An 11,570-nucleotide genomic window follows, 5' to 3' on the forward strand; every position below is an offset into this window, starting at 1 on the left:
TCCGCAGTAGCAGTATTGCAGTACACGAACTTTTTAAACAACAGAAATATTAACAGGTTGAAACATGCGCTTGCTGTTTAAACCGCACAACGGGTATAAACTGTGTATGGCTAAAACTATTTCTAATGTTAAACCTATTAATTCCTTTCGAGATTTTTTTGATACAGGTATTAAAATTAACAAAGCATTCCCAAGAACTTACGAGCTTATAAATAATATTGCATATGCTACACAATATTTAGAGTATTTAAGTAAAAAGATAAACAATGAAGGCCACAGTGTTATTTTAACTCATTTGTATAAAACCTACTTAATTACTGGAATGGGAATCATTGAAGCTATTTTATTGTACTTTTTAAAAAGCGAAAATCTACAAAAGCAAAGGGATTTTGTTTTAGTAGACACATTTTCTTCTAATTACAAATTAATTAAGGGCAAATGGTATAAAACAGATACGGTGTTTTATCTAAGGCTCGATTCTCCAAAAGACGATGAGATGAATTTGGATTATATGATTCGTCGGGTTGAGAAAAAAGAAGTTCTTGGAAAGAATCAGGATTTATATAAAAGTTTGAACTATCTACGAAAGTTAAGAAATAAAGTACATATGCATCTTATTGATAAGCATCTTGATACTGACTACAATAATTTTAACAGCAAACAGTATGAGATTATGAAATCAGCGTTGCTACAGGTGTTTTCGAGTGAAAGATTTCCTTATGACAAAGGTAAGTTTGATATCCTTTATCAATATCTTCGAGCTGATTAGCCCTAACAATTAACCCTTAAATAGAATATAGGCAGCAACACGCCAAGAGCTAAGAAATTATTGGAATTCCTCTCGAAATAAGGCATGATTTTGAAATACTCATCGAAAAATACAAATAACTGAATTAGAACGATTTAGAATTTTTTGTAATATATCCAACAAACGATTTGTTAGTATATGTACGCATGTTAATTACAGTTGTAGAATTGTTTATCCTGAGATCGGCAGAAACTTCCTGAATTTTTGCTTCTAAATCCAATGAAAGCTGCTTTCCAGGGGAGTTAGTTTTTCCTTTACTATTATTCATGATAGCGTTTATAACAATCCTTTGTCACTTAATGAATGAACCGATTGCATCTCTAAAGTAGGAATTGCTTGCAAAGTTAACGGAGATTTAGGAAATTTCAAAGACTTTTCTTCCAAGATCACCCTACCATCAAGTCCCTTTCGCTTTCCGCTTTGCGTGAAAAATTCTAAAAATCTTCGTGGGGCTACCCCATCATACATTAAGATCTTTACTTTAGAGGTATCATTTTCATTTTCCGTAATAGCGTCTTTATGGAGTATCGTGCATAGACTTTTTTTATAGGGTTCTATATAATATATTTCCTCAATTCCAGCAACAATTATATGACGTGCACAATTGTGGCAAGGATAAGTAGTGCAAAATAGTTTCCCACCAATCATCTTTGATCCCCCCAATTGGCTTCCTACTATAATTGCATGCATTTCAGCATGAACAGAACGAGAAAACTCAATTAAGTCCTTTACTTTTGAGCTCCTTCTAATTATATCCCTCAAAATATCTGTCGCTTTGTCTTTTTCTTTATGGCCTTTTATCATATTAAATCCAGGAATAACCTTTTCCAAATCTTTACTCTTGAAAATACTTTCAACAATATCCCCGGAAACATCATCCTTCGTAATATCATTACTGCAATAGCCAAGATGAAAGCATCTATTGTCAACTTCTTGACCGTCCTTATATAAATTTCCACCAAATTTTGGAACATCATTCCAACCACGGGAAATTATTTCGCCTTGTCTATCAGTAATAGCAGCACCAACTTGTCTTGAAAGACATGAGGAGTTTCCGGCTGCTGACTTAGCTTCATACATTGCGATTTCTCGAACATTGGGAGTAACAATTTCAGATTCAAATATTATTTTTAAATACCGGCTAATTTTTTCATCTAAATCAGTTTTACCATTTTCAGACATCCGAATAAAAAAATCAGCTTCAACAAATGTATCACGGACGTTCTGACCATGATCACTATTCCCGTAATCATCTTCCTTCATTATTTCATCGATTTCAGTTTGAGAAAGGTCTTTTTTGAATAAAGCATCTTTTCTTTCGTTTTCAGTCGAAAAAATACTTATTAAATAAAAAATACTACTGTAAACTGATCTAAAAAGAGCCAATTCCTCTTTATGCTTCAGGGAATCAATTATATAGCATTTACGTCTAGGTTTTAAATCGTTGATAACTTTTTCAAGTGGAATTTCGCTTATTTCGTAAAGCCCCTCAATTCGATCTTCTAAAATTTTTGTTATTGCAAAGTCCGCTAGGCAAGAATAGCCATTTGTTTCCCGCAAATGGTCGCCGCCCTTTATTAGCTCCATTAATTTGATAAAAGATGGTGTCTTCCCCGCCTTTTCAATATCCAAAATATCGAAATCAACCTTGGCTTTTATATAATCACTTAGTTTAATAATTTCAACTTCATAATGATAAACTTCGGTTAATTGTTTCTTGATCTCATTAATAACAGGTTCTCGTAAAGATCCAATTGGCGAGCACACACCGATCACCAATTCTGATGTTAAAGTGGCTTTTACTTTTTCAAGAGTTGACTTTTTCTGGTTCTCAAAAATATCCACATCAGAGACTTTTTTTAACTTCACTTGACTCATTTACTTGATTTATAATTGGTTATATTAAAATTAACATATTAAATCTCACTTAGAATAAAGTTTAAGTGCTATTTGATATTACATATTTCCTAAAAAATTTAAAACCAGACTTGTTAGTAACATACGTCCAAGACGTCATAACTAGTCGTTCGCTATTTTTTTAGCCGTTTCCGGATTTTTCCTGGCGCCTCGATCGAATTGAAGTTTCCCTAATGCTATGTTTGCCATAATTTAGTTGAAATTTCATATCCTACCTCAAGAATAAGCGTACGATTGACCGCAGGCATACAAAGCCCGAAGACAAGGAAAAGGTAACGAATACTTACTCGCATTTTACGGGTAGTTGGTGTTAGCTTTTACAGTTTTGGCCTTTTCGTTTATAAAGGTCGTTACAACACGCAAGTTAAATTTTCAATTTGATAATTGCAAGAGTGAAATATTCATCGAAAATAAATGATACACCAGAAAGGAAATTACGGGAAACCGTAGGATTTGCCGGATATGTCAGCCGAGACAAGAAGCGGAGTAAGCCTTTATCTGCCCTTCTTCCATTTTATATATGGAAAATTTTGGAATAAATTGATTTTTTGTTGAGCTTCTCTTACAGAGGGATGGAATTTATCACAATTTCTAGCCAATAACCACCTGTCAATCTCGGATTCCGGAATGGATTTATTGAACACCCTTTTTTCAACAACGCGGTATTTGCCAGATGACGGATCAACCACCTTCATTCTATCGACGATTATTTTACAATGGTTATACAGACTACACCAATGACAGTTCTTAATGTGGAACCCTTCTTGAATAGATAATGCAATACCTAGACTACCCAATTTTTTTTGTTGGTTAAATTCCGTTGGAAGCATCACTTCGAGGTATGAATCGTCCTGATGGGCGAATTGAGCCTCATGACAACTGCCGACCTCATGTCTAAGTTCTGCCCCGTATTCACCTTCATCATCAACGAACAAGCTAAAGCGATCCAATGCATACGTTGGTTGATACGTTCGTTTAAAATTGTAAAACCGAATGGCAGAAACGTACTTTGTCGGATAGGTATTGATTTTTTGTGGCACCAAATTGCCAACATTTTCCGTAATTTCCTGTATTAGATCCAATTCGGTTTGTACATCCAGCTCTATAATTCGGATGCCGGAGTTGATCTTGTTTTGATCGCATTGATGAGTTACAGCGATTTCCAAAAAAGTAGGCGGACGCTCGGGGTATTTGCTATGCGTTAACATCAGGTCTGCCCTAAAGCTGCGGTAGGTTACTTCTAGTTGGCATGTATCGTAACTTTCTTTCAGGTTGACGGTGCGAAGTTCAATAGGAGTACCGGGCGTACATCTTTTCCAGACATGGTGTCTCCTGATGCCGCACTGTGCTAAATGAGGACAACTATTATGTGAATAAAACTTCACGTTGAATGTTGGGGAACCATCAAATCGCTGTTTTATGATTTGCTTTCCAAGCTTGTGAAGATAGCTCTCCCAGCTGCAGGTTTCTCCAGAATGCCTGAAATGATGTGCTTTTATGTTTCCTAACACAGCGGTCATTTCCGCACCGCAGCCAACACAGCGATATTGCTGAGTAGATCGAACTTCCCGCGTTATTGTTCCGATGTGGGTAATCACCCCTTCAGAGGTAAGTGCATGTTGGTATTGGATCACTGTGTTAGTTGACTTACATTGTGCCAGCAAATTACATAAAAAAGGTGATTTTTTACAGACAAAAAAACCCGTTACTCGTAAGCAACGGGTCCGCCCCAAGGCTGGGGCTATCAACCTAAACCTAATGTCAATAACGGAAATGGTAGGCGTTTGTTTTGCGTGAATGAAGATTTACTTTTAATCTAATGGGTTTTCTAAAATAATTGCTAAAATTGAGGATTAGACGAATCGACAAAACATATCAGCTGAAATGAGAGAACAATTATGAGTAATCATCCTAAAGTATTTATTTCCTATAGTTGGAGTAACCCCGATCACGAAAACTGGGTTGTCAACCTGGCAGAGAGGTTGGTCGCGGATGGCGTGGATGTGACCATTGACAAATGGGATCTCAAGGAAGGCCAGGACAAGTACACTTTTATGGAATCAATGGTGAAATCCAACGATATTCAACGTGTACTGATTATATTGGACAAAAAATACGCGGACAAAGCCGAACAACGGGCAGGTGGTGTGGGTACAGAAACGCAGATTATCAGTCCGCAGATATACGAAAATGTATCACAGGAAAAGTTCATCCCTATCGTCACGGAAAAAGATGACAAAGGAGATGCCCACATGCCGACCTATTTGAAAGGCAGGATTTACCTGGATTTCAGCGAACAGACGGATTTTGAGAACAATTATGAAAATCTGTTAAGAAACATTTTCAAAAGACCGGCATACAGCAAACCAAAAATAGGGACACCCCCTCCGTATTTATTCGAGGATACACCGCACCATCAAAAGACGTCTTCTCTTGTACGGAGCTTTGACAATCTGGTCAATAAAAACCCTAATAGACTGAATCCCATGATTCGGGATTTTTTGGATGAATATTATACAAGCATTGATGAATTTGTAATTACGTTTACTTCCCGCGATACGATTGATACGGGGAAAACAATTTGCGACAACATTCAATCGTACACCCCTTTACGGGATGACTTTATTCTATTTTTCGACAAGGTTTTTAAACTTGGGGATCAGTTTGATATTGACATCCTTATTCACTTTTTGGAACGAACACCACAATTGACTTATCCAAGGGATGAAAGGGGTCAATGGTATGACGGCGACTATGATAACTTTAGGTTTTTTGTGCATGAAATATTCCTCTATCTTATCGCTTTGGGGTTAAAAAACGAAAACTATAGGGTTATTGATGAATTGCTACATTCTAACTACTTCTTCAAAAGTCGCTATGAAGATAAAGTGAAACCGAAACAATTTACTGAATTGTATGGTCATATCGCATCCATAAAACAGTATTATAACCAGACATTTTCTCAAAATTTTTTCAGCCCGATGGCCGATTTGATTATTAAAAGAATACCGAAGGGAATGTCAAAAGACCAACTTATAGACGCGGATCTGATTTGCCACTATGTGGCCGAATTGTCAGGAAGCTACTGGTTTCCGATTACTTATATATATCGAAGTCGGCGAAATCTGGATTTGCTTGGAAAATTGGTGTCACAACGATTTTTTGAAAAGGTAAAAGGAATATTCAATGTTGCCAATGCAGAAGAGTTCCGAAACCTCTTACAATCTTATAAAGAGCGAAACAAAAACCCGGAACGTGTGAGCTATTCGGGTTCGTTTGACCGCGTATTACCTATATATGAAATTGTTGAGATTGATAATGTCGCGACTATTAGGTGATTTAATGATATTTTAAAGGATTTCAAGCTAAACGATATCCAATAATTTTTTGATTTCCAGAACATTAAAAAATAGAGGAGTGCCATTGTATGTTAGGATATTATAAATAGTGAGGTGTGACAGACATAGAAGGATACATTGAAAGCAATAGGCATTCTTAGTGGAGAACTTGCCAAATACGTTGTTGAAAAAAATGCGATAAGCCAATCGGCGCGCCTGGCATTCCAAGCCTCGATGAATAATCGAGGGATTTCATCGGATGCTGTTGATTTTTCCATCGGGTGTTTTTACCAAAGATAAGGTAAAGGAGCATAAATTCCTGCCCTTTGTAAAATTGATGCTAGATAGGATGAAGGATTACAAAAATTTCCCTCAAAGTTGTTTATCTTCACACAGAAAGGAGGATACGGCCATGTCCATGAACAAATTTTTCACGTCCCTGATTACACTATTGGCATGCAGTGCCAGTGCACAGGCGCAGATAATCGTCAATCCGGATGGGACGCATTCCGCTGCCATGGGAAATATCATTGTGAATTCCGATGGTACCCATTCCGTGCGCACGGGCGATGTGATTGTCAATCCGAACGGCACCCATTCGGTGATCAGCGGGAATGTGCTGGTGACCCCGGATGGTAAGCATGTCCCTTTTTTTGACACGGGCCAAAAAGAGGCCGATCACAAGGCAGCCACAAGGGACGATAACCGCTACAGGTATGGGGCCATGACGCAGCGTTCCCTATGGTTAAAACGCATGGATGCCCTTAAAAAGCAGCGCCGGGAGGAGCGCAAGCTCCGGAAAGCGCGGAATAAAGAACTGCGAGATGTTTTTCACCGTGCCATTAGATGACGTCTACGGGAAGCCAAAAAAATTACATGAATAATTTGCTTAGTGTAAAAATTACACTATCTTTGCGTCATCATAATTTAGGTTTATAATTGGTTAGTAAAGGTTTCCATTCTCCCCGTTTGGAAACCTTTCGTTTTTTAATCCCCTACTCTGTAATCTCCCCTAAAATCAGCTACGAATGGATGTATAATTTAGTCACCGATGACCTCCCAATAGCCACCCTTGGCCGGACCGATACGCGATAATTTCTTGTCCTTTTGCAATTGGCTGATATTTCGCTCTACAGAACGCTCAGTAATTTCCAGTAGCAGCGAAAGCTCAGGTATGGTGATATCGGGATTCTCTCGTATGTACGCTAAGATTTTCCCCGACTTTTTTCCCGACGTTTCCCCCAACGTTCTATCGATATCGGTTGCCGTCTCAGCATACACAACAACACGGAATCCATGCTGGAAATTTTCAAACGTCGGTGCCTTCAAGCCGTATTGTTCAAACGCCTCCCGGATTCGACGAATCCCAGAACCATAGTTTTCATCGGCTTTGCTTGTTTTCAATGGCGATGAAGCTGTTCGCCATTCGCGAACGGTTTCTATCAATTGAGCCTCTTTAAAAGTAGCAGCGACTTTCCGGTTACGGGAATACGACGAATACTCGTCAGCAAGCAATTGCGCTATAGTGATCGTATCCGGCAGATGGCCGGGATTGAAGAACTCAATATAATCGTCAAAGATTTTTACCGATGAATCGCCGCTGAGCGGCGAACGGCAGGAAATGTTTTTACAATTTGCACTGCCCATTCTCGAAAAATACGATAACACGTTGAAGGAAAGAAATGAGCTTGATTTCAACGATATGATTAACTTCGCAACGGAACTCATAAGCGAGAACAAGCCGACTTATACCTATAAATACATCATTATTGATGAGTATCAGGATATTCATTTTCCCGATTTAAGTTGATTATGGAAATCCGGAATCTGTCGGGTGCTAGGTTAATTTGTGTGGGAGACGATTGGCAATCGATTTATGGCTTTGCAGGAAGTGACATCTCGCTATTCAGTAATTTCGGAAAATACGTCGGAAAATATGAACAGCTATTGATCGAACAAACCTATCGGAATTCCCAGCCTCTCATCGACATCACCTCAAAATTTATTCAAAAGAATAAAAGACAGATCTCCAAGTTTCCGAAGTCTAAGAAAGAACCGTTGGAAGCTCCCGTTAAATTTGTGCAGTACAATGACGGGGAAATAGCCGACGCGTTCATAAATGAAATAGGTCTACTCGTCAGCAAATATGGCAACAAATCAATCCTGGTTTTAGGACGGCACGGCTTCGACATCCACGATTTGATCGCCCTGACTCCAAAAAGCAGGGTGAAATACTTTGAAAGCACAGGTAAATTGGAAGTAAAAGGATTTGAAGAAATTGATATTAACTATTTAACCGTTCATCGGTCAAAAGGCACCGAGGCAGATAATGTGATCGTGTTAAAGCTCAGCAACCATTTGCTCGGTTTTCCCAACAAAATGACGGATGACCCCCTCCTATCGCTTTTGCTAAGTGATAACGAGGAATACCGATTTGCAGAGGAGCGTAGGTTGTTCTATGTTGCGTTGACGAGAACCAAAAATGAAGTGGTATTGCTTACTCCATCAGAAGCGTCGTTGTTTGTGGAAGAGCTACTAAAAGACAACAATTATTTATTGACCACGACTGACGGGGCTGTGAACGCTACAGGGTGTCCATATTGTAAAACCGGGAAATTGGTGATCAGGCAGCATACGGCTAATGGCAGTCAATTTTTAGGATGCTCGCATTACCCCAGCTGTAACCAGACGTTTAAAAACGTGGAAATTTTAGCGGACAGTATATTATGTCCGGGTTGTGAAAGTGGCTTTATGGTTAAAAGGAGCGGTAGATTTGGCGACTTTTTGGGGTGTACGAATTATCCTGGGTGTACGAATACGATAAAGTTGAAATGATATGCATACAGGCCGGAAAATCGATATTTACAGGAGAAAAAGCGTATTTAGAGAAGAGCTGATTTGCTATAAGAATCTTTTAAAACAAAGCCCCGAAACGGGGAGGATCGGGGCTTGTTAACTAACCAATTATAAACCTAAATTATGAAAAGACAATTTTATAAATTTTACTAACTGACTATATAACGCATTCCCTCCCCGCTTTGTTACAGCAGGATTGTTAAGATATGTTAAAAAGACAATAACGTGATAAAAAGAAACCCGTTACCTGAAAGATAACGGGCGTCCGCCCCAATGGGGTTAGGGGCTATCAACCTAAACCTAAGACGAAGATAAGAATTACCTCGCTAAACTCAAAACTTAAACCGGCTAATTAGCCGTTGACGTTCATTAAGGAGAAATCGCCTTGAAGAACACGACAAAGGCTTACAACGAAAAAACTGGAAAGTTACAACAAACACAGCAAGGTGGTAATCAGAATAGCGATAGCGGCGCTTTTGGTCGCCTTGGCAACATTCTTGTTCCCTAATTTCGATTTTTTGGAATGGATACGAAGCAAGTTGAGATAAGTTACTACTTGTGCAAGTATTAGCAGGAATGGAAAAAAACGATGTAATGACGACTGAAAACAGCAACCTGATTACTAAAAAATTTGGCTAAAACATATTGATTGATTATCTTTACCACAACCATCGTGAACCGATTTGAGGAAAAGCTTCGGTTTAGAAAGAAAAAGATAACCTTATGAAAAACGAAACCCGATAGCTTGAATTGCTTCAGGGGCTACCGGGAATAATCTTATACAAAGATAAGACTATTTATTGAAATAACAAAACACTAAGCCAAATGTTGTATCGCGATTTTCAGCGTATTCTTTCGCAACCACGCATGAACAGGTATCTTCAGGCCTGCCGCGGCGCCAGCAAAAAAGCGATGACGCTGTACCGGAAAAACCTCAAACTGTCGCAGGAACTATTTACGATTATCAGTTGCTTTGAAATCACCTTGCGGAATAAGGTGGATGTGGTCTATAGAAATACATATGGTGCCGAATGGTTGAAAAACGCTGCGATAAATGGTATGTTCGACAATCATAACTGTAGACATACGAAAGCCATCATCCTGCAATCTCTCAAAAAGCTAAACCACAATTACACCTCCGCTAAGCTTATCGCGGAAATGGATTTTGGCTTCTGGCGTTATCTATTCGCTCAACCGCAATTCCATGCTGGCGGTAAAATTCTACTTAAAGTATTTCCAGCCAAACCGACCAGTACACCAACCATCCAATATAACCACAGCTATGTGTTTAATCAACTCGGCCAGATAAACGAGCTGCGTAACCGCATCGCCCACCATGAACCGATATGCTTCGCCACAGGCCAACCGGTGATTGACACCACATATGCGCGGCAGCAATATAACCTCATATTGCAATTATTCCAGTGGATGAGCATTGATGAATCGGCGCTGTTGTACGGACTGGACCATATCGTCGTCGTATGCAATGAAATAGACAATCTATAATTAACCAGCTCTATGAAGTTTTTATCACCTTTCCGGCCTAGCAAGAAAATCACAATGGCTGTGCTCACGGGATTAGTGTATGCCGTGAAGCTTATCCAAATGAATGGGACGAGAATTTTATTTCTTCCGACTTATGCAGGAATTGCGCAATCTATTTATTAACAGGACTATCTATTTCAATAGATGGTCCATTTGCTATATTTGTCACACTGTGAATGGCATCTACGCATAAGCCATATTTACTGATAACCTGACCGTACCATCTATGAATTACGAATTTTACTCAAACTATATTGCAGCAGACGACCTAAGTGTTTTTGAATTTATAAGCGAGGGCAGAACGGGATAATTAAAAAACGAATTGTTTTTATGCCTACAGATTTAGATGGCATATATAATTTGGCTTTCGGTGATGTGGATGAGGATGGCGAGGTAGACGATTATAGCGTGAGTGATAATGGTGACAGAAATAAGATATTGGCCACGGTAGTGGCCGCTGTACTGGAATACACAAAACGCTACCCGAAACGTTACATCTACTTTCAGGGAAGCACCGTTGAACGGACCCGGCTGTATCGAATGGCCATTAGCTTGAATTATACCACACTTGTTGAGACATTCAATATCTACTCGCAAACCACCGATGGCACACAGTTTGTCATGTTTGATAAAAAACTGGCAGCTAAGGGGTTTCTCATTAAAAGGAAAAAATCATAATTTTGTATATCATGAAAAAGGCAGTGAAGATTGAAGACGTTGTCCTTGGTAACAAAGTGACAATTACCATTGACGAACACCTGAATAAGTTGAAGGGCAAAGTTCTGGCCCCTAGAAAACTGGCCCAAGCTAACAAAAGCCTGAGGAAAATCAAGAAGTTGCCTGAGTAGCTACGGACTTTTTAGCATACTACCATGTTTGCTATTGAACACGACGGATTCGATTACCGCAATGACGAGGTATGCATACGATACCCCGCCCCATTGCGTGAAATAAGGGATTTGACGATGCCCCGGAAGGGCTTTTTGTGACGCCTGTATATTGCTTCTACTCAACGCGAGGCTTCGGACCATCGATGGCCTCACCTAGTCGCCTTAATCGTCGAAACTTCGGCTTTTAGAATTTCTTCTGCCGCTGAATATTCCAAC

12 protein-coding genes are annotated in these 11,570 nt (G+C 39.2%); 8 read left to right on the top strand and 4 right to left on the bottom strand.

Annotated elements, in window-relative coordinates:
- The first annotated feature begins 106 nt into the window (after positions 1-106).
- A complete protein-coding gene (locus BMZ56_RS24735; RefSeq protein ID WP_143073020.1) occupies positions 107-769 on the top strand; it encodes a hypothetical protein in 663 nt (220 codons plus the stop codon).
- A gap of 315 nt (positions 770-1,084) precedes the next feature.
- Here the strand turns inward: BMZ56_RS24735 and BMZ56_RS24740 are convergent, their stop codons facing one another.
- On the bottom strand, positions 1,085-2,686 hold the full coding sequence (locus BMZ56_RS24740) for an anti-phage dCTP deaminase (protein ID WP_090632423.1): 1,602 nt from the start codon (positions 2,684-2,686) through the stop codon (positions 1,085-1,087).
- A 533-nt stretch (positions 2,687-3,219) separates the two neighbouring features.
- Positions 3,220-4,323 (bottom strand): competence protein CoiA family protein, encoded by a 1,104-nt coding sequence (locus BMZ56_RS24745; RefSeq protein ID WP_146088625.1) that lies wholly within the window; start codon positions 4,321-4,323, stop codon positions 3,220-3,222.
- Between the two features lie 300 nt (positions 4,324-4,623).
- Here BMZ56_RS24745 and BMZ56_RS24750 point away from each other — a divergent pair, with 300 nt between their 5' ends.
- Positions 4,624-6,063: a toll/interleukin-1 receptor domain-containing protein gene (locus BMZ56_RS24750; RefSeq protein ID WP_090632428.1), complete on the top strand. Its 1,440-nt coding sequence runs from the start codon at positions 4,624-4,626 to the stop codon at positions 6,061-6,063.
- 418 nt (positions 6,064-6,481) lie between these two features.
- A complete protein-coding gene (locus tag BMZ56_RS24755) occupies positions 6,482-6,913 on the top strand; it encodes a hypothetical protein (protein ID WP_143073021.1) in 432 nt (143 codons plus the stop codon).
- A 191-nt stretch (positions 6,914-7,104) separates the two neighbouring features.
- On the opposite strand, the gene BMZ56_RS24760 is transcribed toward BMZ56_RS24755, so the two are convergent.
- Positions 7,105-7,710 (bottom strand): ATP-binding protein, encoded by a 606-nt coding sequence (locus BMZ56_RS24760; RefSeq protein WP_090632433.1) that lies wholly within the window; start codon positions 7,708-7,710, stop codon positions 7,105-7,107.
- Positions 7,711-7,732: 22 nt separating this feature from the next.
- Between BMZ56_RS24760 and BMZ56_RS24765 the strand changes: the two genes are divergently transcribed.
- From BMZ56_RS24765 to BMZ56_RS25760, 5 genes are all read left to right on the top strand, one after another.
- The gene (locus BMZ56_RS24765) at positions 7,733-7,873 is read left to right on the top strand and encodes a UvrD-helicase domain-containing protein (RefSeq protein ID WP_256213871.1); all 141 of its coding nucleotides are present in this window, start codon (positions 7,733-7,735) and stop codon (positions 7,871-7,873) included.
- Positions 7,874-7,875: 2 nt separating this feature from the next.
- Complete coding sequence (locus tag BMZ56_RS24770) at positions 7,876-8,898, top strand: topoisomerase DNA-binding C4 zinc finger domain-containing protein (RefSeq protein WP_090632437.1); 1,023 nt, start codon at positions 7,876-7,878, stop codon at positions 8,896-8,898.
- 888 nt (positions 8,899-9,786) lie between these two features.
- The gene (locus BMZ56_RS24775; protein WP_218146666.1) at positions 9,787-10,425 is read left to right on the top strand and encodes an Abi family protein; all 639 of its coding nucleotides are present in this window, start codon (positions 9,787-9,789) and stop codon (positions 10,423-10,425) included.
- Positions 10,426-10,746: 321 nt separating this feature from the next.
- The gene (locus BMZ56_RS24780) at positions 10,747-11,142 is read left to right on the top strand and encodes a DUF6934 family protein (RefSeq protein WP_394341165.1); all 396 of its coding nucleotides are present in this window, start codon (positions 10,747-10,749) and stop codon (positions 11,140-11,142) included.
- Positions 11,143-11,153: 11 nt separating this feature from the next.
- A complete protein-coding gene (locus tag BMZ56_RS25760) occupies positions 11,154-11,312 on the top strand; it encodes a hypothetical protein (RefSeq protein ID WP_177195301.1) in 159 nt (52 codons plus the stop codon).
- Here the strand turns inward: BMZ56_RS25760 and BMZ56_RS25510 are convergent, their stop codons facing one another.
- Positions 11,313-11,495, bottom strand: coding sequence for a hypothetical protein (locus tag BMZ56_RS25510; protein WP_143073023.1), 183 nt, complete (start codon positions 11,493-11,495; stop codon positions 11,313-11,315).
- Positions 11,496-11,570 lie beyond the last annotated feature (75 nt).

The sequence above is a fragment of the Parapedobacter indicus genome, assembly GCF_900113765.1.
GTDB lineage: Bacteria > Bacteroidota > Bacteroidia > Sphingobacteriales > Sphingobacteriaceae > Parapedobacter > Parapedobacter indicus.